Consider the following 22448-nt stretch of genomic DNA (forward strand, 5'->3'; position numbering starts at 1 on the left):
AATCAGAAATTCCGCTGTGACTTCGAAAAAACAAAAAGAAAACGAGTTCCGACAAGAGCTCATTTTCGATTTCACAATCTTTATCCAAACATCAATATGCCTTTTCCTCTACTACATCACACAAAAGGGCATACAGCTGCAATATAAATATTTATGCATTTAATAATGCTACTATAAGATATCGATCCTGTCAAACTTTTTTCGCTACCAAAATAAAGTAGCCTTTTTTCTTAGCAACTGTGTCCACATTACCAAACAACTTCTTCAAGTAGTCTATTGTGGATGGCGCCCCTTGTTTCTTTTGAATGACAACCCATAGTTCGCCACCCAAAGCCAATTTTTCATAAGCACCGTCGTAAAATGAAAAGACTGTTTGCTTACCTGCTCGAATAGGAGGATTTGTTATAATCGCAGCAAAGCCATCAGATTGTACTTGATCAACTCCACTACTCTCATAAATTTTTATATTGACGATCTTGTTTTGTTGGGCATTTATTTCAGAAAGAGCTAACGCCCGCTCATTAACATCTACCATGTGGACAAGCCGCTCAGGGAAATCTGACGCAATGGACAACGCAATCGGTCCATAACCGCACCCTATTTCCAAGAAGTCTCCCCCGACGGACGGCACTTTAAACGTCTCAGCGAGCAATTTTGATCCTTCATCTACACTACCTTTACTAAATACACCAGCATCTGTCGTGAATAAAAAAACTTTGTTACGAATCTCAGCCTTCCACTGCTTGGGGGCACTTGAAACTTGAGGGTTTTTTGAGTAATAATGCTCTCCCATATATATATACCTCCTGCGTAGAGTTACATTATCTGTATATGAAGAAAAAAGCCCGTCAGATAGACGGGCTTTTCTCAAGGAAGTAGAAATTACTTAAATTCTACAGATGCGCCAACTTCTTCAAGTTTAGCTTTCATTTCTTCTGCTTCTTCTTTAGTTGCTGCTTCTTTAACAGCTTTAGGAGCTTCGTCTACAAGAGCTTTAGCTTCTTTCAAGCCTAGGCCAGTGATTTCACGAACTGCTTTGATAACTTTGATTTTTTGATCTCCAGCTGATGCTAGGATTACATCGAATTCAGTTTGCTCTTCAGCTGCTTCCGCAACTGCTCCAGCTGCTGCAACAGGTGCTGCTGCTGTTACGCCGAATTCTTCTTCGATTGCTTTAACAAGGTCGTTTAGTTCAAGAACTGTCATTTCTTTGATTGCGTCTAAAATTTGTGCATTAGTCATTTTAAGTTCCTCCTGGAAAGTTGTATTTAACCGGCTAGTTTTTTCCGGTCACTGTCAAGATGCGAAATTAAGCACCTTGCTCTTCTTTTTGTTCTGCAACTGCTTTCGTAGCAAGTGCAAAGTTTCGTACTGGCGCTTGAAGAACGCTGAGTAGCATAGATAGTAGACCATCGCGAGACGGTAGAGTAGCCAATGCTTTCACATCTTCAGCTGATGCAACGTTTCCTTCGATCACACCCGCTTTAATTTCAAGCTTGTCGTTCTTTTTAGCGAAATCATTTAAGATTTTAGCTGGCGCTACTACGTCTTCCGTAGAGAAGGCGATAGCGTTTGGACCTGTCAAGTTTTCGTTCAAACCTTCTAGTCCTGCAACTACCGTCGCACGACGCACCATTGAGTTTTTATAAACTTTGAACTCGATGCCCGCTTCACGAAGTTGTTTACGCAGTTCTGTAACTTGTGAAACCGTAAGACCACGGTAATCGACAACTACTACAGATGCTGCTGATTGCAGCTTGTCAGCAACTTCTGACACGACCGCTTGTTTAGCTTCTAAAATTTTGCTCATGTTGACACCTCCTGGTAATTAGGGTCACTTATACCGATATAAAAAGCCCTCAATGTCTAAGACATGAGGGCAGAAAAGTCGTCATCTTTTAAAAAGAGCGTCTTGTCCTCGGCAGGAGCATTAAGTGGCAAGCCACACCTGCTGTCTTCGGTACAAATGGTTATCATCATAACAAGCGTAATCTTAACAGATCACTATATGCTTGTCAATTATTTTTTAACAGTAACGCTTGACGGATCTATTTTAACAGCAGGACCCATAGTTGTCGTAACGTTTACCGATTTCATGAATGTTCCTTTTGCTGATGCAGGTTTAGCTTTTTGAATCGTTTCAAAGATCGTCAAGAAGTTTTCTTCTAACTTCTCGTTATCGAAAGAAACTTTACCGATTGGCGCATGGATGATTCCAGCTTTATCCGCACGATATTCAACTTTACCTGCTTTGATTTCTTCAACAGCCTTTGTTACGTCGAATGTTACAGTACCTGTTTTCGGGTTCGGCATAAGACCTTTTGGTCCAAGTACGCGACCAATCTTACCAACTTCGCCCATCATGTCAGGTGTAGCAACGATTACGTCGAAATCGAACCAACCTTGTTGAATTTTAGCAATCAATTCTGCGTCGCCTACATAGTCTGCGCCTGCAGCTTCTGCTTCTTTCACTTTATCACCTTTAGCGAATACTAATACGCGTTGAGTTTTACCAGTACCGTTTGGAAGCACTACAGCTCCACGGATTTGCTGATCGTTTTTACGAGTATCAATACCAAGACGGAAAGCTACTTCAACTGTTGCATCAAAATTAGTAGTAGTTGTCTTTTTAGCAAGTTCAATTGCTTCTTTCGTAGTGTATGTAGCTGTACGATCTACAAGCTTCGCTGCATCTACGAATTTTTTACCTCTTTTAGCCATCAGAATTTTCCTCCTCATTTGTGGTTTTAACGGATTAAACCTCCCACTTAATGAAGGCTGCGAATCTCATTCGACCGCAGCCTTCACCTTCAAACAATTGCTGTATTATGAAAAACCAAAATCAGTCTTCGATTTTGAATCCCATACTGCGAGCAGTACCTTCGACCATTGCCATCGCCGCTTCAACTGACGCCGCGTTTAAGTCCGGCATCTTTTGTTCTGCGATTTCTCTAACTTTATCACGCTTAACTGTAGCAACTTTGTTTTTATTAGGCTCACCTGAACCCTTTTGAACGTTTGCTGCAACCTTCAGCAATACTGCTGCCGGCGGAGTTTTTGTGATGAATGTAAATGAACGGTCCTCGAATACCGAGATTTCAACTGGAATAATTAGACCAGCTTGATCTGCTGTACGAGCGTTAAATTCTTTACAGAATCCCATAATGTTAACACCTGCTTGACCTAATGCCGGCCCTACTGGTGGTGCTGGATTTGCTTTACCAGCTGGAATTTGCAATTTCACTACTTTAGTAACTTTTTTAGCCACGAGACACACCTCCTTAAGTCCGTGATGTGGTAATTGGGTTGCCCCTCCCACTCAAATATGTGCCTGCCGACGATGTCGGTAGAATTGGTTAATCCGTACAGACTAAGTCTGACCTTTGAAATGATACCACCATTACACAGATTTTGCAAGAGGGAAATTCCCATTACCCATCAATCCATTTTTTCTACTTGGTCGAACGAAAGCTCCATCTTCGTTTCGCGTCCGAACATATCGACACTTACGACAACTTTACCTTTGTCCATTTCAATCTCTTCCACTTTACCTTCAAAGTGTGCAAACGGCCCTTCTAGCACTGTTACACTTTCTCCAACACCAAAATCTATATCTACGCGCTGTTCCTTCATACCCATTTGCTTCAGGATGAACTCTACTTCTTCCGGTAACAACGGTGTAGGCTTCGCCCCACCACCTGATGAACCGATAAATCCAGTAACACCTGGTGTATTGCGAACAACGTACCAAGAGTCATCTGTCATGATCAATTCAACCAAAACATAGCCCGGGAACGTTTTACGCATAACTGTTTTCTTTTTACCGTCTTTAATATCCGTCTCTTCCTCTTCCGGAATGACGACACGAAATATCTTATCTGACATGCCCATTGTCTCGACACGCTTTTCAAGATTAGCCTTTACTTTGTTCTCATAACCTGAGTACGTATGCACAACATACCAATTTTTATCCATTTCCATGACATTGAGGACTATGCGTCCGTCCCTCCCTTAAAATAAAGCTGAAAAAACCCGTTCATTCATCAAAACGGGATATTCTCACGCTATTCATACTTTCATTTTTACAGACCTGTATACCATTTCATTACTCCGGAGATGCCTAGATCTACTACGAAGAAATAGATAGCCATGAATATGACCGTCGAAATAACAACTACAGTATACTTTGTTAATTCTTTACGTTTCGGCCAGCTGACTTTCCGCATTTCCGAAACGACTTTTTTCAAAAAATCGGTAATCTTGCCCATTCTTCTCCAACCCTTCCGAATGACATAGTGTTCTCACTCGAACTCTATGTAACTGGTCAAATGGTTTGCTTATGCAATGTATGCGCATTGCAATGACTGCAAAACTTCTTTATATTCATTCTTCCCTCACGGCTGTTGTTGCCAGCGGGCAAAGAATAGTTTCGCGAACCACATATCTCACAGCTTAAAGTTATTTTTTTCGACATTTCGATTCACCTAATTCAAGACAATAGTCTCGCTAAAGAGTATCATTTAACTAACGATATGTCAATTTACTATCGATATGTTTAACGTACCAGATCCATTGCCATCGAGTGTTCCAGTTTGCGCTTGATCCGTTGCAAAGCATTGTCTATTGATTTTACTTGACGATTTAGCACTTCGGAAATTTCACGATAGGATTGACCTTCTAAGTACAATGTTAATACTTCTTTTTCCAATCCGCTCAACACTTTGTTCATCTCTTTTTCCATGAATATGAAGTTTTCTTTATGGATGATTAAATCTTCAGGGTCATCTAACGTAGAGCCCGATATGATATCCAGTAACGTTCGCTCATGATCTTCATCAAACATCGGCTTGTCCAACGAAATAGATGTATTAAGCGGAATATGTTTTTGACGCGTGGCAGTTTTAATAGCTGTAATAATTTGTCGCGTCACACACAATTCAGCGAAGACTTTAAATGAGCTTAATCTATCAGGACGGAAATCACGTATTGCTTTATAGAGTCCGATCATTCCTTCTTGCATGATGTCTTCACGATCTCCGCCAATAATAAAATACGTTCTTGCTTTCATTCGGACAATCGGTTGAAATTTGGTTATTAAAAATTCTAATACATCCGAATTCCCTAAATGGATCAATTCCACCATTTCTTCATCAGATAGTTTAGAATACTCGTTTTTACTCTTCACATTTTCCATGACCCACACCAACCTCTCCACCCCAGAGTACTAATTGGTTTTATATGTCAGTATAGACGTGGTGTTTTTTCACGTCAACTACTCATTTTCCACCACGTCTCATTTTTTCGAATTCCGCTGCCACTTCATCCGTCAGAGGAATCTTTGATAGAGGCCGTTGTTCTATTGAATCTTTTAACTTTTGCGCAATTACGCGATCCACTTCTTTCATAGCAATTTCCAACTCCCGTGCCGAGATGCGAAGTGCCCCCTGGGCAAACACTACCCATTGTTCTACAAGATCTGAAGTTGCTACATGGATTTGCGTCAAGCGATTGGATAATTCGGAAACCAATTTTTCAATTCGCTCATCCGCCGTTTCATTCTCTCTTGTAAAGACGACTTCCACGCGGTATTGTTTTTTTCGTTTTTCGATACCCGGTGCTAAGTGGGCATCGAATATCACGATGACACGCCATCCCTTGTTGGCCTGAAATTCCGCCATCCGCTCAATAAGTCGATCACGCGCTTGCGCAAAATTTTCTTGTTTTAGTTGTTGTAGTTCAGGCCACGCACCGATGATGTTGTATCCATCAACGAGTAGCACATCTTTTTTCATGATGTAGCCTGAGCGGATTGACGCTTTCGTAGAACTTCATACATCAATAATGCCGCTGCTACCGAAGCATTTAAAGATGTAACTTCTCCGACCATCGGCAATCTATAAAGGAAATCGCATCTTTCTCGTAAAATGCGTGACATGCCTTTTCCTTCGCTACCTATAATGACAGCTAAAGGTAACGTAGCATCCATATAGCGGTAATCAGTGGAATTGGATGCATCTGTCCCCGCAATCCACACCCCTTGTTTCTTTAGCTCATCCACAGTTTGAGATAAATTATTCACTCGCACAACTGGTATGTGTTCAATCGCACCTGTTGATGCTTTTGCTACTACGCCTGTCAATCCAACAGCGCGTCTTTTTGGAATGATGATGCCATGTACACCTGAAGCGTCTGCTGTTCGTAAGATAGATCCAAGATTATGTGGATCTTCAAGCTCGTCAAGAATGATAAAGAACGGATCTTCTTGCCTTTCTTTAGCGATTGCAAATAAATCTTCCAGCTCGGCATAATCGTAAGCGGCAACCGAAGCGAGAATTCCTTGGTGACTCAGATCCGTCATACCATCTAATTTCTGCTTCGGTGCCGTCTGCACAACTACCCCCGCTTCTTTAGCAAGCTTTATAATTTCGCCGATACTTTTCTTATTTACACCTTCCGCCACCCAGATTTTATTCAACTGCCTACCTGAACGCAACGCTTCTACGACAGGGTTTCTTCCACCAATCAATTCCACTTCTAGCTCTGTCATGCTTTCTCCTCCTCAGGATGCTCCACTAGTCGAATCGCCATCTCGATCAGTTCAGCTAGACGCTCTTGCCGATCCAATAAATGTACATACCCGAGGACTGCTTCGAATGCAGAGCTGTAATTATACGTAGTAACGTCAGTGTTTTTAGGGACGGATCCCGCTTTCGCATTGCGACCACGTCGCATTACCGCCAATTCTTCTTCCGTGAGAAATTGTTGATCTCTCATCGTCAGGATAATTCGTGCCTGTGCTTTTGCAGAGACAAAGCGTGTAGCTTCCTTATGCAAAATTTGCGGTTTTACACGGCCGCAGCGTAGCAAATGCTCTCTAACCGCTGTTTCATATACAGCATCTCCCATATAAGCAAGTGCTAGTGCATTGAGTTGTTTAACGTCTATTTCACGTAAATTCCCCACACTGTTACCCTCTTTTCCAGCGAGTACCTTGCGCTGTATCTTCTAAAATGATTCCCCGCACTTTTAATTCATCGCGAATTTCATCTGACCGTGCAAAATCACGATTCTTCCGGGCTTCAAGACGTTCTTGGATCAATTTATCCACTTCACCATCCATCAATTCATCAGTACTTTCAAAAGGCAAACCAAGTACACCCATTAATAGATCCAACGCATCGATGAATTGCTGAAGTATGTGGCGGTCTGTATTTTTCTCAAGCAAGTACACGTTCGCCTGTTTGGATAGTTCAAAAATTGACGCAATCGCATTAGCAGTATTAAAGTCGTCATCCATCGCTTTCTCAAATGCGTTAATTTGTTCTTGGATCTTATTTGACCATGACTCGGAATTTTCTGCCAGGTCTGCCGAAATCGATAGACGATGCTGCAAGTTGCTGTACGAAGTTTGGATCCGTTCCAATCCATTCGCCGCGCTCTCTACGAGTTCCTGTGCAAAGTTGACAGGATGACGATAGTGCACAGACAGCATGAAGAAACGCAGCACCTTCGGGTCGATTTGCTTCCGAATATCATGTACCAAAATAAAATTACCTAATGACTTCGACATTTTTTCGTTATCAATATTGATATAGCCATTATGCATCCAATAGTTGGCAAAAGTTTTGCCTGTAGCCGCTTCAGACTGCGCAATCTCATTTTCATGATGCGGGAATGTTAAGTCTTGCCCACCTGCGTGAATATCGATAGTGTCCCCAAGAAGTTGCTTAGCCATTACCGAACATTCGATATGCCACCCTGGACGACCTGTACCCCACGGACTATCCCATGAGATCTCTCCCGTTTTTGCTGATTTCCAAAGCGCAAAATCAAGAGGATCTGTTTTGATTGCGTTCTCTTCGACCCGCGCACCTACTTTTAATTCATCAATAGATTGGTGTGAAAGTTTCCCGTAGCCTTCGAATTCACGTGTACGGAAATAGACATCTCCATAGGACTCGTAGGCAAATCCTTTGTCGATTAGAACTTGAATGAATTCCACAATGTCCTGAATATGCTCAGTTACGCGAGGATGTGCTGTCGCTACCTCACAGCCGAGAGCACTTACATCTTCGTGATATGCCGCAATGAACCGCTCGGTTAATTCTCCGACCTCTTCATTTAAATCATTTGCTGCTTTAATGATTTTGTCGTCTACGTCCGTGAAATTCGAGACATAATTCACTTCATATCCACGATATTCCAAGTAGCGACGAATCGTATCAAAAGCAATCACGGGACGAGCGTTTCCGATATGAATATAGTTATAAACGGTCGGTCCACAGACATACATTTTTACTTTTCCCTCTTCTATCGGAATAAATTTTTCTTTCTTACGTGTCAATGTATTATAAAGTTGAATGCTCATGTAAATCTCCCTTTTTTTCATTCATGGTTTCCAACTGCTGGGTACGTAGCTTTAACTCCTGAATTTGCTTTTCCAATCGCTTGATTTCATCCGAAATCGGATCTTGCGTGGAATGATCCAGTTTACTATTTACACGTACCCCATTGGAAATAACGATTTTCCCTGGTATCCCAACTACTGTAGAGTTGGGAGGCACTTCCTTCAATATGACCGAACCCGCTCCTACCTTGCTGTTCTCACCAATCGTGATGGAACCGAGTACTTTAGCACCCGATGCAACCAATACATTATCACAGAGCGTCGGATGTCGCTTACCGCCTTCTTTACCTGTCCCCCCGAGTGTAACTCCTTGATAAAGTGTCACATCATCGCCAATTTCACATGTTTCCCCTATTACTACACCCATCCCATGATCAATAAATAGACGTCTGCCTATTACTGCTCCAGGATGAATTTCGATCCCCGTAAAGAATCTGCTAACTTGCGATACTACACGAGCCAAGAAACGGAGATTACGCTTATAAAACACATGCGCAATACGATGCATCCAAATTGCATGCAACCCCGAATACGTTAAGATTACTTCAATTGTGCTACGAGCTGCCGGATCTTGATCGAAAATACACCGAATATCTTCTTTCATACGTTTGAACAATGAACTTCCCCCTTTTTTTCTTTCACATGACGGCGGTTAACACTTTTTAAAAAATCGTGAGATAAAAAAAGCGCCCCCGTCACTTATGATGACAGAGACGCATTAAATGCGTGGTTCCACTCCGCTTGGGAACCTAATTGTCCCCCGCTTAATGTCTTTAACGCAGACTATACGTATGGCTTACTAACAGTTTCAGCTCATCGCTCAAAGGTGCATTTCGATAGTGAACGACTCAGGTCATTTCCAGCCTAGATGACCCTCTCTACAGAGTATCCACTATGTACTTTCCTTCTCAACGCTTTTGATATGATAATTTCATATTAGGTTCATTTTACATAAATTCACCGAATTGTCAATATTGATCATTTTGCAAATCTTTCAATGCGTTGAATGATTTTCTCTTTACCGATCAGCGCGATTGCATCTGGTAGTTCTGGTCCTGACGTCTGGCCAGTCGCCACGACACGTACAGGCATGAATAAGTTCTTACCTTTATGCCCCGTTTCTTTTTGCACCGCTTTAATCGCTGCTTTAATAGATGGAGCATTAAAAGTTTCTAATGCTTCAAGCTGCCCTTTAAGTGATGTCATCACCTCAGGTACTTGTTCACCAGCTAGAATTTCCGATGCTACTTCATCATATTCCAGTGTGTCATGGAAAAACTGGGCAGATAACTCCACAATTTCAGCACCAAAGCTTAATTGACCATGGTATAACGCGATCAAATCGTGAACCCATGTTTGTTCTTCAGCAGACATATTTTCCGAAACCAACCCTGCTGCTTGTAGATGAGGCAATGTTAATTCAATTACTTCTTCCAAGGACAGCTTTTTTATATATTGGTTATTCATCCACGTCAGCTTATTCGTGTCGAACATGGAGGGTGATTTTGACAAGCGAGATTCATCAAATTGTTTCACAAGTTCGTCATGAGAGAAAATCTCCTCTTCCCCGACAGGCGACCAACCAAGTAAAGAGAAGAAATTAAACATAGCTTCTGGCAAATAACCTAAATCTTTATACTGTGTAATGAATTGAATAATTGATTCATCACGTTTTGAGAGCTTTTTACGCTCTTCATTGACGATCAATGTCATATGACCAAATCGCGGATGATCCCAACCAAATACATCAAATACCATTAGTTGCTTTGGTGTATTCGTCAAATGCTCTTCCCCGCGGAAAACATGAGAGATTTTCATCAAATGATCATCAACGACTACAGCAAAGTTATACGTAGGAATACCATTCGTTTTAACCATAACCCAGTCACCGATATCTTTTGATTCGAATGTTACCTCTCCACGCACAAGGTCATCAATCGTATACGTGACATCTTCAGGAACGCGCATACGAATAGTGTAAGTTTTCCCCGCTGCTTCATTTTCCGCCACCTGTTCCGCTGTCAAATGACGACAAGCGCCATCATACATAGGCGCTGCGATTCCCGATGCTTTTTGTGCGTCACGCTTTGCTTCTAACTCTTCAGTTGTACAGAAACATTTGTAAGCATGTCCTTTTTCGAGCATTTCATCTGCATACTTTTTATACAAATCCAGACGATCCATTTGACGGTACGGTCCGTATTCTCCACCAATATCAATTGATTCGTCATGATGGATACCTAGCCACGTTAGGTTTTCAAGTTGTGACAGTTCACCACTTTCAATATTTCGCGCTGTATCCGTATCTTCAATACGAACAATGAATTTCCCGTCATAGTGACGAGCGAACAAATAGTTGAATAACGCGGTCCGCGCGCCACCAATATGTAGTTGGCCTGTTGGACTCGGTGCATAACGCACACGTACTTCTTGTGTCATAATATTTACCTCTCCGTTTCGAATTGATTACGTTCTTATATAATTTCCTATCTATTTTAGCACTCTATAAGCCGTTTTGAAAGTTACTGGTTTTTCATTAGTAAAATCGTGGCCATCGCTGCGATTCCTTCTTCACGCCCAGGGAAACCTAGACGTTCCGTAGTCGTAGCTTTGACATTCACTTGCGATATATCCGCTTCAAGCAATTCCGCTACACGTTGACGAATGTCCCCAATGTATGGTGCCATTTTCGGGCGCTGCGCAATAATCGTACAATCAATATTACCTAAACGGTAACCTTCTTCTCTTACCATGGCCCATACTTTTTCCAATAAAACAGCAGAGTCAGCGTCTTTAAACGCATCATCCGTATCAGGGAAATGTGTGCCAATATCCACTTTACCAATTGCGCCAAGTGCAGCGTCTGTTACGGTGTGCAATAACACATCCGCATCGGAGTGACCGATTAACCCCCTTGTGTGCGGTATGGTGATTCCTCCGATTATGAGTGGCCTACCTTCCTCAAATGCATGTACATCAAAACCTTGTCCAATTCGAAACATGTAATTATTCCCCCTACTTTCTTCTTGCCAGTAAGATTTCACCTATAGCCAAATCTTCCTGGGTCGTCATCTTTACATTGTCATACGAGCCTTCTACCACCTGGACTTCGTAACCCATTCGTTCCACCAGCGCGGATTCATCCGTGCCGAGGAAACCTTCTTGAATAGCCAAGTCAGATGCTTTTTTCAGCAATTCATATTGAAATGCTTGAGGTGTTTGTACAAGCCATAGTTTTTCACGATTCAAAGTTTCTTTCACAGTTCCGCCATCCGCATACTTGATTGTATCCTTCGCCCTGACTGCCGCTATAGCTGCTCCTTTTTCATTAGCAGTATGCACCAGTTTCGTAATGATTGCTGAATTTAGGAAAGGTCTAGCTGCGTCATGTACTAGTACGATACTTTTCCCTTTATAAGCAGAGATACAAGCCGCTACACTGTTTTGACGCTCACCACCACCCTTTACAAATGTAATAGGTTTGACGTGTTGATGCGGTTGAAGAATCTCTTCAATCACGGCTTGCTCTTCCGGCTTCACAGCCATAATGATTTCTTCACAATTAGGGTCTTCTTGAAACACACTTACTGTATGATACAAAATTGAATGCTCTCCAATTTTCAGGAGGAGTTTATTTTGTCCAGCACCCATTCGTTTGCCACTTCCCGCAGCAGGAATCATCACTGTATAGTTCACGTTTGTCACTCTGCTTTCTATGCTGGTTATCGACCTTTGGGTTTCGCAAAAATCATGCGTCCCGCAGATGTTTGCAATACACTTGTTACTACAACGTCAATGGCATCCCCGATATGAGAACGACCATCTTCAATTACGATCATGGTGCCATCATCCAAGTATGCAACGCCTTGATTGTGTTCTTTGCCGTCCTTAATTACGACCACATGCATTTCTTCACCCGGAATGACTACCGGTTTTACTGCGTTAGCAAGATCATTTATGTTCAAAACTGCAACGCCATGCAAATCCGATACTTTATTTAAGTTGAAATCATTCGTTACAACTAAACCATCCATTTTCTTCGCCAGTTTAACTAACTTCAAGTCCACTTCGGCTACATTCGGAATATCTTCTTCCGTAATAAGAACTTGTGGTCCGTCATCATTTTGTAAACGTTTTAGAATGTCTAGGCCACGCCGACCTTTCGTTCGCTTCAACGTGTCAGATGAATCTGCTATATGCTGAAGTTCCGTCAGTACAAACTGAGGTACAACTAAAATCCCTTGTAAAAATCCCGTTGCCACGATATCCGCAATACGCCCATCAATAATGACGCTAGTATCCAATAATTTATATACATCTTTTTGTGGTGGAGTGACCACCGGTTCTGTTGATTCTTTCTTTTTTGCCGTTGTCATGCGTAAATTGGAAAATGCATTGATAAACTCTTCCCACTTTTTAAAACCTACCTGGAAACCTAAATAGCCGAGAAGAATAGACAATAATACAGGTACAACAGAAGATACTACCGGAAAGCCAATTGCACTTAGACCGAAACTGAATAAAAATGCAACGATTAATCCTACGACTAATCCAATTGTACCGAATAATAAATCCATAATCGGTGCTTTCAGAAGTCTTTCTTCAATCCATTTAATGAAATTCACAATCGGTTCAGTTAAAAATAAGCTTAATAAAAATAGAATGATAGCTCCTATAATTGCCTCCACATAAGGGTTCTCTATAATGGGGCGAGATGTAAACTCAAACATAGCGAATAAGTACGGTAAAAATAAAACACCGAGAGTTCCTCCGATTAATAAGAATGAAACTTGGACTACTCTTTTCAACATATTCTTCCACCTCCTTTTCCTTCCTTATAGTATACAACGAATTATGGTTGGTCGCTTAGGTTAAGTGAGGAATTTCTGAAAATTCCTCACTCCCCCTACTAGGACTAATTAAATAGCAGGAAAGTTTCTTACCTTTCTATTCATCTCGTTATATAAAAATTTATTATCTAAATGCCACGCCTAATGCCTCCGTTATAGTTTCAACTCCTACTACTTCAATCCCATTCGGAACATCCCAACCACCCAGATTAGACGATGGAATGATAATGCGATCAAAACCTAGCTTCGCCGCCTCCGTAACGCGTTGTTCTATTCTAGATACCCTTCTAACCTCACCTGTTAACCCTACTTCACCAACAAAACAATCCCGCGCCCCTACAGCTGTATCGCGATAACTAGAAACAATACTCAGTAACACCGCTAAATCAATGGCCGGCTCATCCAACTTAACGCCGCCTGCAACTTTAATATACGCATCTTGTGTTTGCAATAGCATTCCCGCACGCTTTTCCAATACAGCCATCAATAATTGCACACGGTTTTGATCCAGTCCAGTCGCCATTCGCTTCGGATAATTAAAACTTGATGCCGTCATCAATGCCTGAATTTCAACAAGTATGGGTCGTGTACCTTCCATAGAAGCGACAATGGTAGAGCCTGCCCCACCTTGTGAACGCTCACGCAAAAACATTTCAGAAGGATTTAAGACTTCTTTTAATCCAGCTTGCAACATTTCAAAAATGGCAATTTCATTGGTGGAACCAAAACGGTTTTTAACACTGCGCAAAATACGATATGTATGGTGACGTTCTCCTTCAAAATACAGTACCGTATCCACCATATGCTCAAGCAATCGTGGTCCTGCAATTTGTCCTTCTTTTGTTACGTGACCTACGAGGAATATGGCAATGTTTTGCGTCTTTGCTATACGCATTAGTTCTGCGGTACATTCACGCACTTGTGATACACTCCCCGGTGCCGATGATACTTCAGGATGGTGAACAGTCTGAATCGAGTCCACAATAACAAATCTCGGCTTCACTTCATCCACCGTTTCATTGATCATTGCAAGATCGGTTTCAGCATAAATGTACAACTCATCTGATTTCACACCTAAACGTTCTGCACGTAACTTTGTTTGCTTAATCGATTCCTCTCCCGATATATATAGTACGCGTTGCTGTTGATTCGCAAGTAATGACGAGACTTGAAGCAACAATGTAGATTTTCCGATTCCCGGATCACCACCAATTAATATGAGCGAGCCAGGAACAATTCCACCTCCAAGCACGCGGTTTAATTCCTTTAACTCCGTTTTAACACGAGGCTCTTCAGCCGTTTCCACCTGACTGATCGGCAAAGCCTTTTGCTTCACTCTCTCCCCATGCTGAAATGCGGCACGCGGTCCTTTTTGCACAATCTCTACTTCTTCGTCCATCGTGTTCCATTCTCCACAACCAGGACAGCGCCCCATCCACTTAGCGGATTCATATCCACAAGAACGGCACATGAATTTAGATTTACGCTTAGCCATATACTCTCTCCTTACTTTAAAATACGAAAAGGACAGCTCGCATCGCTTTTAAAAAACTAAGCGAGCGAGCTATCCGGTTTATCCTATTATTATTTTTCTGCTGCTACTGTTTGTTTCTCCGTACGCACGACAAACTGGTCATTTTCTACATCAATGATTACTTTTTCACCCATCAGAACTTTACCTTCGAGTAATTCTTCAGATAAACGATCTTCTACATGTTTCTGTAATGCACGGCGTAGTGGACGAGCTCCGTATTCAGGATCATATCCCTCATCCGTAATCTTATCTTTAGCAGATTCAGTTAACATCAATTCGATGTCCTGTTCAGCCAAACGTTTTGCCAGCTCATCACTCATCAAGCTAACAATTTCACGCAAGTGCTCTTTCTCCAACGAGTGGAAGACAATCATATCATCTACACGGTTTAAGAACTCTGGTCTAAATGCTTTTTTCAACTCAGCAAGCATTTTCTCTTTCATATCATCATAATCGGATTCGCCATCTTGAATATTAAAGCCAACGTAACGGTTTTTCTTCAATTCCGTGGCCCCTACGTTAGAAGTCATGATGACTACCGTGTTACGGAAATCAACTGTACGTCCTTTAGAATCCGTCAGACGCCCGTCTTCCAATACTTGCAATAAGATATTGAATACATCAGGGTGTGCTTTTTCAATTTCATCAAGTAGTACTACTGAATAAGGCTTACGGCGAACTTTCTCCGTTAACTGACCTCCTTCTTCATAACCAACATATCCCGGAGGTGATCCAACTAAACGAGATGTTGCATGCTTCTCCATGTACTCTGACATGTCGATACGAATCATCGCATCTTCATCACCGAACATTACTTCTGCTAGCGCACGAGCTAGTTCAGTTTTACCTACACCAGTAGGGCCAAGGAAAATGAATGAACCAATTGGACGTTTAGGATCTTTTAACCCCGCACGCGCACGGCGGATTGCTTTGGAAATCGCTACGACAGATTCATTTTGGCCGATGACACGTTCATGTAGAATTTCTTCCATGTTAAGCAATTTAGCAGATTCTGTTTCCGCAATCTTGTCAACGGGAATTCCTGTCCACATCGCCACAACAGAAGCGATATCATTTACTGTCACTTCGGACTCAGTCTGCCCTTGTTTCTCTTTCCAAGCGGATTTCGTTGTTTCCAATTCTTCCTTCATTTTCTGCTCCTTATCCCGATAAGAGGCGGCCTTCTCAAACTCTTGGCTTTGAACGGCTGCATTCTTCTCAGAACGGATCGCTTCAAGCTTCACCTCAAGCTCCTTTAAATTAGGAGGAGTTGTATACGAACGCAAGCGTACTTTCGATCCCGCTTCGTCAATTAAGTCAATCGCTTTATCTGGTAAGAAACGATCCGAGATATAACGATCAGACATCTTCGCCGCGGCTTCAACTGCTTCATCGGTAATCTTTACTCGGTGATGCGCTTCGTACCGGTCACGCAAGCCTTTAATGATCTGAATTGTTTCGTCTACAGTTGGCTCATCGACTTGGATCGGTTGGAAACGTCGTTCAAGCGCTGCATCTTTTTCAATATATTTACGGTATTCGTCAAGTGTTGTAGCACCGATACATTGTAGTTCACCACGTGCAAGTGATGGCTTCAAGATGTTGGATGCATCAATAGCACCTTCTGCTCCACCTGCACCGATCAACGTGTGTAATTCATCGATGAATAATATAATGTTACCCGCTTGACGAATTTCTTCCATTACTTTCTTCATTCTATCTTCAAACTCACCGCGGTATTTCGTGCCCGCAACGACTGTACCCATATCCAGTGTCATCACGCGTTTGTCACGCAAGATTTCAGGTACTTCATTACTTACGACTTGCTGCGCCAAACCTTCCGCAATCGCTGTTTTACCTACACCCGGTTCCCCAATCAGCACAGGGTTGTTTTTCGTACGACGTGCCAATACTTCAATAACACGTGTGATTTCTTTGCTTCGTCCAATAACTGGATCTAATGTACCTTCACGTGCGATCTCAGTTAAATCACGCGCTAAGCCATCTAATGTTGGTGTTGCCGCTGATGCAGAATTCGCTGGGTTCCCAACAGAACTTTCATCATTACCAAGCAATTGAAGTACTTGCTGGCGAGCTTTATTCAAGCTAACACCCGCATTATTCAGAACGCGCGCTGCCACACCTTCCCCTTCTCGAATCAAAGCCAATAAAATATGCTCAGTACCGATATAAGAATGTCCTAATTTACGAGACTCATCAACAGATAATTCGATGACACGTTTTGCGCGTGGAGTATAATGAACGATCGGACCCACATCTTTAGAGCCTACACCCACCAGAATTTCTACTTCTCGTTCAATAGTATCTGCATTCACGCTAATTGCTTCAAGAGCTTTTGCTGCGATGCCGCCACCTTCTCGAATCAATCCGAGTAGAATATGCTCAGTACCAATAGATTCATGTTTTAAACGAATAGCCTCTTCTTGAGCCAGTTGTAAAACTTTTTGTGCACGTTGTGTAAATCGATTAAACATCATATCCATTCCCCTCTTTCCTTCATCAGTGGACTATATTCTATGTTATGCAAAATAACGCATCCTTGCTTTGTTTCCTATAACTATATATATTCATGTCAGTTCGCGATACAACCTAATTCGCATATTGACTTTGACTATCTTTGATTAATTATAAATGCTATGAGACTTTCTTGCAAAAACTTTGCTCATAACGAATCATTGTCTTTTTTTTGTGCAGCAGATCGCACTACACCTAGCCGATCTCGGAATAATTGTGCACGAAGGATATCTCGTTCATCAGATGTTAATTCCGCCTCTGCGTATTGCTGAAGAAAACCTGGTTGCATGAAAATCATCAATTCATTCAAAATGGTCATATCAATATTTTCTATGATACCTAAATCAATACCCAAACGGACGTCAGACAAACATTTTGCCGCTTCCGCTGAAGGTAATATTCGCGAATAGGTCAGGGTACCGAGTGCCCTAAATAACCTATTCTCTAAGTGAACTTCCGATTTAGCCAATAATAATTCACGTGATTTCTTTTCATGCGCTATCAAGCGCTTTGAAATACTCTCCAAGTCTTTGAGGATTTCTTCTTCTGATTTGCCGAGTGTGATTTGATTGGAAACTTGATAAATATTGCCGAGCGCTTCACTGCCCTCTCCATAACTCCCACGTACGACCATTCCAAGTCTAGATATCGCGGGAATAATTCGCTCGATTTGCTTAGTGATCGTCAATGCAGGTAAATGCATCATGACAGATGCGCGCATTCCTGTACCTGTGTTGGAGGGACAACTTGTCAAATAGCCGAATGTTTCATCGAAAGCATAGTTCAGATTCGCTTCCAGTTCGCTATCCACTCGATCAGCCTGTTCATATGCCTGGTCTATTTGAAAACCAGGATATATACATTGAATGCGAATATGATCTTCTTCATTTACCATAATGCTGATCGTTTCGTCTTCCGATAGCAAAACCGACCCATGTTTTTCAGGGTTGATCAACTGTGGACTGACCAAATGTTTCTCGACTAAGATTTGTCTTTCAAGTGGTGACAAATCTTTCATCGCTGTGCCTGTAAAATGGTGATTCTGCATCGGCTTGACTGCATGGTGTAACGCTTCGCTCACGCGGTTTGCGTCTTCCTGTGAAGCACTAATCGGAAATAGATAATCTTGCAAGTTACGGGCTAGCCTGATTCTTGTGGATAAGACAATGTCAGCATGCTCACCTTCCGCCACCATCCAACCTGTCAGTTCTTGTTTGAGAAATTTTTCAAATGACATGTTGATCGTCACCCCCGTCAGACAGCTGCTGTTTCAACTGGTTCGCCTCATCACGCAAAGTTGCCGCTTCTTCAAAATGTTCATTTTCTACGGCTTGCTGCATTTTCGTACGGATATCTTCAAGTTTTCTCTTTAAGGCAAAGCGTTCATTAAGTGAAACCGGAATCTTTCCACGGTGTTGGGTATGTCCATTATGCAATTTGGCAAACAACCTTGGCAGTTGCCCGCTAAATGCTTCGTAACATACAGCACAGCCAAACTTTCCGATGTCAAGGAAACGGTGAAAGGTCAAATTGCAATTCGGACATTTCGGACCATCTGGTAATCTTTCATCGGCTTTTTGTTCTGAAAATAATTCTGAACCGCCCAACCAGTGCGCTAAGAATTGTTGAATGGATAATGGCTCCTGATCCGGACTGAAAGAAAATGTCTGTGAGTAAAATGCACATTTATCACATAAATGGCGCTCTGTTGCATGATTTAAGGTTTCCTGTTTAAACACTACAGTAGCTGGTCGTTCTTTACAGTTTTCACAAAGCATGGAGATTCACCTCATTCTATCTCTTCATAAATTAACGTAACTAACATGGCGCGAAGAATACGTGAACGTAACGCATCCCGCTCAGGCAACATATAACGCAGAGTACCGCGGCTCACCGCAGCAAGCATCAACTTAGCTTCACGTTCTGTAATGACTTCTTCTTCAATTAAACGGATGATGACATCTTCCGCCATAGTAGAAGACGCTTCACTCTCCAAAATCTCCAACGCTTGTTCAAGTAAGTCCTTTCGGGAGTTGGTACGTACCCTATAAATCCGGATGTAGCCCCCGCCCCCTCGCTTAGACTCCACGGCATAGCCTCTTTCGACCGTAAACCGGGTTTTGATTACGTAGTTGATTTGTGATGGTACGCATTGGAACTTCTCGGCAATCTCATTTCTTTTGATTTCAATAGAAGCACTATCTTCCTCTTCTATAATCGACTTCAAATACCCTTCTATAATGTCAGAAATATTACGCATCTCGTCACCTCGCTTCACTCAACCTTCTAGTTGACTTTGACTATCTTTGACTTAATTGTATCGCAGTAATTGGGTGGGATGCAATTCATTTGTTTATATGTATACCTTATTACGTTGAAAGAAAACCTAGTGCTAGGTTGTCACATCTGGCTAATGATTATTCAATTAGTAATGAGACAAAAAATAAAGTGGATAGTTTGGCACCGTTTACTAACGTTCTAGACGGGTATTTTCCGCTTACGGTGTACTACTGTAATCTTTCTAAATGGAATTCTAACTATATTAGTTGAACATAAGAAGTAGTCCGCACAAGGGAACCGTTGATTTCCATTCCAGGCGGACTCGTTCCGCGGGCACGGCCTCAATCTCCTCGTCCGCTACGGGCAAAGACGTGCTCCTAACGCTTCGCTTTTACTCGCAAAAACCGTTCTTCGTTACGGTTTTCGCTACCTGCGGGGCTTTCAGCTTGTGCTGTTCCCGCCGGAGTCGCCGCCTGTAACGAAAATCACTTAGTGTATCCTGAAATCTTTAATTCAACTTATATAAATAAGAAAAGACTGAAGAACAGATCCTTATAGTGGATTGTCTTCAGTCACGGAGTATACAAACATTTTTCTTCTCTTCTATTTACAAAGTGATGGGTTCTTTATTCAAAGGTTCTAAGTCGACTTCGAAGCCCATATCTTCCAGCATTTTTTGATCTTGATCGTTTTCTTGACCGGATGTTGTGAGGTAGTCACCGATAAAGATGGAGTTTGCAGCGTAGAGGCCTAGTGGTTGTAGGCTTCTAAGATTCACTTCACGTCCACCCGAGATGCGGATTTCCTTGCTAGGATTAATGTAGCGGAATAGACACAAGACCTTTAAGCAGTAACGGGGATCCAGTTCTGATGTTCCTTCCAACGGGGTTCCATCCACTGCGTGCAGGAAGTTTACAGGTATCGAGTCTGCGTCCAGTTCACGTAGGCTACGCGCCATGGAGATGATATCTTGTTTTGTTTCACGCATGCCGACGATAACGCCTGAACATGGAGAGATGCCCGCTTCCTTGGCAAGTCCTACAGTATTTACACGATCATCGTATGTATGCGATGTTGTTATACTCTCGTGATGCTCTGCAGATGTGTTCAAGTTGTGGTTATAGCGATCTACTCCTGCCTCTTTCAAACGTGTTGCTTGTCCTGGCTTCAAAATACCTAAACAAGCACATACCGTCATGCCCTTGTGCTTCTCTTTAATCTGTTTAACAGAATCAATCACGATGTCCAGCTCACTGTCACGCGGTCCTCGTCCACTTGCTACGATGCAATAGGTGCCCGCATTATTAGCGGCAGCACGTTCCGCACCTTCTAGTATTTCTTCCGATTTCATCATTGCATACTTTTCAACAGGTGCTTTTGAAATGATGGATTGCGCGCAATACCCACAGTTTTCCGGACATAGTCCCGATTTCGTATTGATAATCATATTCAACTTTACTTTATTGCCGAAGTAATGTGACCGAATCGAGTATGTCGCGTGCAGTAATAATAGTAAATCTTCATCTGGGCTATTTAATATTGCGAGTGATTCCTCATCAGTTAGTACATGGCCTTCGAGTACTTGAGTAGCCAGCCTCTGATAGTTCATTATAACGTCCGCCTCACTTTCAAGTGTTTTGATATTCTAAATGCGAATATGCCTGACAGTACAGCTAGAATTAAATCTTTCGGTAGTGGCGGCATCATCCACAGCCAAGCAATCTTGTAGGTAAACACGTCGGGTGCAGCAGCCCACATCTTGTACGCAAAATACATCCAAGTTGTACCTAGTATATAGTTGACTGCTGTAGCGACAAATGCTGCGATAATAAAAGCAGACAAAGTATGCTTTCGCTCAACAATCTTTCCAGCTACATAAGCAATCAGAATAAATGTGAGTATAAAACCAAACGTTGGACTTAAGATCTGACCGAAGCCTCCTGAAAATTTAGCGAAGACCGGTGCCCCTGCTAGTCCTATTAACATATAGACGGTCATCGATAACGCACCTAGACGACTACCAAGTAATAGCCCTGATAAGATAGCGAAAAAAGTTTGTAATGTGATGGGTACTCCACCAACTACTAAAAACGGCACGAAGGATGTAATATTCGCTCCAATCATCATTAACGCAGCAAACATCCCGCTATATACAATAGTTAGTGCGCTGAATCTACTTACCGGTCGTCTCTCTGTTGCTATTGCCATTACGACACCTCTTTCTAAACTGGTTACCCCATAAATAATATCGGTTAACCTATTTCGTGTCAACACATTTTATTTTTTGGTTAACTCATAAAAGTAGACAAAAAAAGACTGCAGCATACCGCTGACAGCCTACTTCTTCTCATCAATCTGTTCTTCCTTTTCTTTGCGAAACAAAACACTTGAGATTAAACCACTGAATATAGCAGCCCCAATTGTAATGTACACACGCATATCATAAGCAACTTCTTCGTAACTGTTACCTATCATAATCCAAGCAAGTGTACCTACAAGAACAGCGATTGGAAATGAGTATTTAAAGAATCGCATAATTTCTCACCTTTTCGAGTTAATTCATTAATTTTAGCATATATACCGCAATTTCTCTATGCACTAACTCCGCGCTTTGAACTTCACCAAACGTTCACTTGACGATATCCAACAAAGCCGCTATGATGTGGTTAGAATAATCTAAATAATTGAATAAGAAACATATCTTATCAAGAGAAGCCGAGGGACTGGCCCGTCGACGCTTCAGCAACCAGCCATTTAGGCAAGGTGCTACTTCCAGCAGTCTGTCAAATTGACACTCTGAAAAGATGAGAGGGAACTAGTCATTGGGATTACAAAGCCTTCT

General features: G+C 42.0%; 26 protein-coding genes, 1 riboswitch and 2 other annotated features. All 26 genes read right to left on the reverse strand.

Annotated features, from left to right (window positions below):
* Window positions 1–190 precede the first annotated feature (190 nt).
* Window positions 191–793, reverse strand: a complete 603-nt coding sequence (locus CSV60_RS01430; RefSeq protein WP_099630531.1) for a class I SAM-dependent methyltransferase — start codon at window positions 791–793, stop codon at window positions 191–193.
* 89 nt (window positions 794–882) lie between these two features.
* Entirely contained in the window at window positions 883–1242 is a 360-nt protein-coding gene (rplL, locus tag CSV60_RS01435; RefSeq protein WP_099630530.1) for a 50S ribosomal protein L7/L12, read from the reverse strand.
* A gap of 67 nt (window positions 1243–1309) precedes the next feature.
* Window positions 1310–1810 (reverse strand): 50S ribosomal protein L10, encoded by a 501-nt coding sequence (gene rplJ / locus CSV60_RS01440; protein WP_099630529.1) that lies wholly within the window; start codon window positions 1808–1810, stop codon window positions 1310–1312.
* A 30-nt stretch (window positions 1811–1840) separates the two neighbouring features.
* Window positions 1841–1979: a sequence feature (ribosomal protein L10 leader region), on the reverse strand.
* A 40-nt stretch (window positions 1980–2019) separates the two neighbouring features.
* Window positions 2020–2721, reverse strand: a complete 702-nt coding sequence (gene rplA / locus CSV60_RS01445; protein WP_099630528.1) for a 50S ribosomal protein L1 — start codon at window positions 2719–2721, stop codon at window positions 2020–2022.
* Between the two features lie 121 nt (window positions 2722–2842).
* Window positions 2843–3268, reverse strand: a complete 426-nt coding sequence (gene rplK, locus CSV60_RS01450; RefSeq protein ID WP_029053289.1) for a 50S ribosomal protein L11 — start codon at window positions 3266–3268, stop codon at window positions 2843–2845.
* Between the two features lie 170 nt (window positions 3269–3438).
* Window positions 3439–3975, reverse strand: coding sequence for a transcription termination/antitermination protein NusG (gene nusG / locus CSV60_RS01455; RefSeq protein ID WP_099630597.1), 537 nt, complete (start codon window positions 3973–3975; stop codon window positions 3439–3441).
* A 107-nt stretch (window positions 3976–4082) separates the two neighbouring features.
* Window positions 4083–4268 (reverse strand): preprotein translocase subunit SecE, encoded by a 186-nt coding sequence (gene secE, locus CSV60_RS01460; protein WP_099630527.1) that lies wholly within the window; start codon window positions 4266–4268, stop codon window positions 4083–4085.
* Between the two features lie 56 nt (window positions 4269–4324).
* On the reverse strand, window positions 4325–4474 hold the full coding sequence (gene rpmG, locus CSV60_RS01465) for a 50S ribosomal protein L33 (protein ID WP_099630526.1): 150 nt from the start codon (window positions 4472–4474) through the stop codon (window positions 4325–4327).
* A gap of 81 nt (window positions 4475–4555) precedes the next feature.
* The gene (gene sigH, locus CSV60_RS01470; protein WP_099630596.1) at window positions 4556–5194 is read right to left on the reverse strand and encodes an RNA polymerase sporulation sigma factor SigH; all 639 of its coding nucleotides are present in this window, start codon (window positions 5192–5194) and stop codon (window positions 4556–4558) included.
* A gap of 82 nt (window positions 5195–5276) precedes the next feature.
* Complete coding sequence (locus CSV60_RS01475) at window positions 5277–5792, reverse strand: NYN domain-containing protein (protein ID WP_099630525.1); 516 nt, start codon at window positions 5790–5792, stop codon at window positions 5277–5279.
* Window positions 5789–6547: a 23S rRNA (guanosine(2251)-2'-O)-methyltransferase RlmB gene (gene rlmB, locus CSV60_RS01480; protein WP_099630524.1), complete on the reverse strand. Its 759-nt coding sequence runs from the start codon at window positions 6545–6547 to the stop codon at window positions 5789–5791. The genes CSV60_RS01475 and rlmB overlap by 4 nt, the downstream gene beginning before the upstream one ends.
* Entirely contained in the window at window positions 6544–6963 is a 420-nt protein-coding gene (locus CSV60_RS01485; RefSeq protein WP_099635781.1) for a Mini-ribonuclease 3, read from the reverse strand. The genes rlmB and CSV60_RS01485 overlap by 4 nt, the downstream gene beginning before the upstream one ends.
* A gap of 4 nt (window positions 6964–6967) precedes the next feature.
* Complete coding sequence (cysS, locus tag CSV60_RS01490; protein ID WP_099635782.1) at window positions 6968–8368, reverse strand: cysteine--tRNA ligase; 1401 nt, start codon at window positions 8366–8368, stop codon at window positions 6968–6970.
* Window positions 8349–9023: a serine O-acetyltransferase gene (cysE, locus tag CSV60_RS01495; RefSeq protein ID WP_099630521.1), complete on the reverse strand. Its 675-nt coding sequence runs from the start codon at window positions 9021–9023 to the stop codon at window positions 8349–8351. The genes cysS and cysE overlap by 20 nt, the downstream gene beginning before the upstream one ends.
* A gap of 90 nt (window positions 9024–9113) precedes the next feature.
* Window positions 9114–9328: a binding site (T-box leader), on the reverse strand.
* Between the two features lie 57 nt (window positions 9329–9385).
* Window positions 9386–10846, reverse strand: a complete 1461-nt coding sequence (gene gltX / locus CSV60_RS01500) for a glutamate--tRNA ligase (protein WP_099635783.1) — start codon at window positions 10844–10846, stop codon at window positions 9386–9388.
* Between the two features lie 83 nt (window positions 10847–10929).
* Complete coding sequence (gene ispF / locus CSV60_RS01505; RefSeq protein ID WP_099630519.1) at window positions 10930–11409, reverse strand: 2-C-methyl-D-erythritol 2,4-cyclodiphosphate synthase; 480 nt, start codon at window positions 11407–11409, stop codon at window positions 10930–10932.
* Window positions 11410–11422: 13 nt separating this feature from the next.
* Window positions 11423–12103, reverse strand: coding sequence for a 2-C-methyl-D-erythritol 4-phosphate cytidylyltransferase (gene ispD / locus CSV60_RS01510; protein WP_099630518.1), 681 nt, complete (start codon window positions 12101–12103; stop codon window positions 11423–11425).
* A gap of 26 nt (window positions 12104–12129) precedes the next feature.
* Window positions 12130–13218, reverse strand: coding sequence for a PIN/TRAM domain-containing protein (locus CSV60_RS01515; protein ID WP_099635784.1), 1089 nt, complete (start codon window positions 13216–13218; stop codon window positions 12130–12132).
* A gap of 163 nt (window positions 13219–13381) precedes the next feature.
* Window positions 13382–14752 (reverse strand): DNA repair protein RadA, encoded by a 1371-nt coding sequence (gene radA, locus CSV60_RS01520; protein ID WP_099630516.1) that lies wholly within the window; start codon window positions 14750–14752, stop codon window positions 13382–13384.
* Window positions 14753–14841: 89 nt separating this feature from the next.
* Entirely contained in the window at window positions 14842–17289 is a 2448-nt protein-coding gene (locus CSV60_RS01525) for an ATP-dependent Clp protease ATP-binding subunit (protein ID WP_099635785.1), read from the reverse strand.
* Window positions 17290–17474: 185 nt separating this feature from the next.
* Window positions 17475–18563, reverse strand: a complete 1089-nt coding sequence (gene mcsB / locus CSV60_RS01530; RefSeq protein WP_099635786.1) for a protein-arginine kinase McsB — start codon at window positions 18561–18563, stop codon at window positions 17475–17477.
* Window positions 18553–19104, reverse strand: a complete 552-nt coding sequence (locus CSV60_RS01535) for a UvrB/UvrC motif-containing protein (protein WP_099635787.1) — start codon at window positions 19102–19104, stop codon at window positions 18553–18555. The genes mcsB and CSV60_RS01535 overlap by 11 nt, the downstream gene beginning before the upstream one ends.
* A gap of 11 nt (window positions 19105–19115) precedes the next feature.
* On the reverse strand, window positions 19116–19586 hold the full coding sequence (locus CSV60_RS01540) for a CtsR family transcriptional regulator (protein ID WP_099630512.1): 471 nt from the start codon (window positions 19584–19586) through the stop codon (window positions 19116–19118).
* Between the two features lie 627 nt (window positions 19587–20213).
* A complete protein-coding gene (gene bioB, locus CSV60_RS01545; protein WP_143565312.1) occupies window positions 20214–21215 on the reverse strand; it encodes a biotin synthase BioB in 1002 nt (333 codons plus the stop codon).
* Window positions 21215–21814, reverse strand: coding sequence for a biotin transporter BioY (locus CSV60_RS01550; RefSeq protein ID WP_099630510.1), 600 nt, complete (start codon window positions 21812–21814; stop codon window positions 21215–21217). Before CSV60_RS01550 ends, bioB begins: the two co-directional genes overlap by 1 nt.
* A gap of 129 nt (window positions 21815–21943) precedes the next feature.
* The gene (locus CSV60_RS01555; RefSeq protein WP_099630509.1) at window positions 21944–22141 is read right to left on the reverse strand and encodes a hypothetical protein; all 198 of its coding nucleotides are present in this window, start codon (window positions 22139–22141) and stop codon (window positions 21944–21946) included.
* Between the two features lie 164 nt (window positions 22142–22305).
* Window positions 22306–22417, forward strand: a riboswitch (SAM riboswitch).
* The last annotated feature ends 31 nt before the right edge of the window (window positions 22418–22448 follow it).

It is taken from the genome of Sporosarcina sp. P7 (assembly GCF_002743425.1).
GTDB lineage: Bacteria > Bacillota > Bacilli > Bacillales_A > Planococcaceae > Sporosarcina.

Coding starts and splice junctions, on each gene's coding strand:
- CSV60_RS01430 (WP_099630531.1), bottom strand. CDS start 793: ATGGGAGAGCATTATTACTCAAAAAACCCTCAAGTTTCAAGTGCCCCC.
- rplL (WP_099630530.1), bottom strand. CDS start 1,242: ATGACTAATGCACAAATTTTAGACGCAATCAAAGAAATGACAGTTCTT.
- rplJ (WP_099630529.1), bottom strand. CDS start 1,810: ATGAGCAAAATTTTAGAAGCTAAACAAGCGGTCGTGTCAGAAGTTGCT.
- rplA (WP_099630528.1), bottom strand. CDS start 2,721: ATGGCTAAAAGAGGTAAAAAATTCGTAGATGCAGCGAAGCTTGTAGAT.
- nusG (WP_099630597.1), bottom strand. CDS start 3,975: ATGGATAAAAATTGGTATGTTGTGCATACGTACTCAGGTTATGAGAAC.
- secE (WP_099630527.1), bottom strand. CDS start 4,268: ATGGGCAAGATTACCGATTTTTTGAAAAAAGTCGTTTCGGAAATGCGG.
- rpmG (WP_099630526.1), bottom strand. CDS start 4,474: ATGTCGAAAAAAATAACTTTAAGCTGTGAGATATGTGGTTCGCGAAAC.
- sigH (WP_099630596.1), bottom strand. CDS start 5,194: ATGGAAAATGTGAAGAGTAAAAACGAGTATTCTAAACTATCTGATGAA.
- CSV60_RS01475 (WP_099630525.1), bottom strand. CDS start 5,792: ATGAAAAAAGATGTGCTACTCGTTGATGGATACAACATCATCGGTGCG.
- rlmB (WP_099630524.1), bottom strand. CDS start 6,547: ATGACAGAGCTAGAAGTGGAATTGATTGGTGGAAGAAACCCTGTCGTA.
- cysS (WP_099635782.1), bottom strand. CDS start 8,368: ATGAGCATTCAACTTTATAATACATTGACACGTAAGAAAGAAAAATTT.
- gltX (WP_099635783.1), bottom strand. CDS start 10,846: ATGACACAAGAAGTACGTGTGCGTTATGCACCGAGTCCAACAGGCCAA.
- ispF (WP_099630519.1), bottom strand. CDS start 11,409: ATGTTTCGAATTGGACAAGGTTTTGATGTACATGCATTTGAGGAAGGT.
- CSV60_RS01515 (WP_099635784.1), bottom strand. CDS start 13,218: ATGTTGAAAAGAGTAGTCCAAGTTTCATTCTTATTAATCGGAGGAACT.
- radA (WP_099630516.1), bottom strand. CDS start 14,752: ATGGCTAAGCGTAAATCTAAATTCATGTGCCGTTCTTGTGGATATGAA.
- CSV60_RS01525 (WP_099635785.1), bottom strand. CDS start 17,289: ATGATGTTTAATCGATTTACACAACGTGCACAAAAAGTTTTACAACTG.
- mcsB (WP_099635786.1), bottom strand. CDS start 18,563: ATGTCATTTGAAAAATTTCTCAAACAAGAACTGACAGGTTGGATGGTG.
- CSV60_RS01535 (WP_099635787.1), bottom strand. CDS start 19,104: ATGCTTTGTGAAAACTGTAAAGAACGACCAGCTACTGTAGTGTTTAAA.
- CSV60_RS01540 (WP_099630512.1), bottom strand. CDS start 19,586: ATGCGTAATATTTCTGACATTATAGAAGGGTATTTGAAGTCGATTATA.
- bioB (WP_143565312.1), bottom strand. CDS start 21,215: ATGAACTATCAGAGGCTGGCTACTCAAGTACTCGAAGGCCATGTACTA.
- CSV60_RS01550 (WP_099630510.1), bottom strand. CDS start 21,814: ATGGCAATAGCAACAGAGAGACGACCGGTAAGTAGATTCAGCGCACTA.
- CSV60_RS01555 (WP_099630509.1), bottom strand. CDS start 22,141: ATGCGATTCTTTAAATACTCATTTCCAATCGCTGTTCTTGTAGGTACA.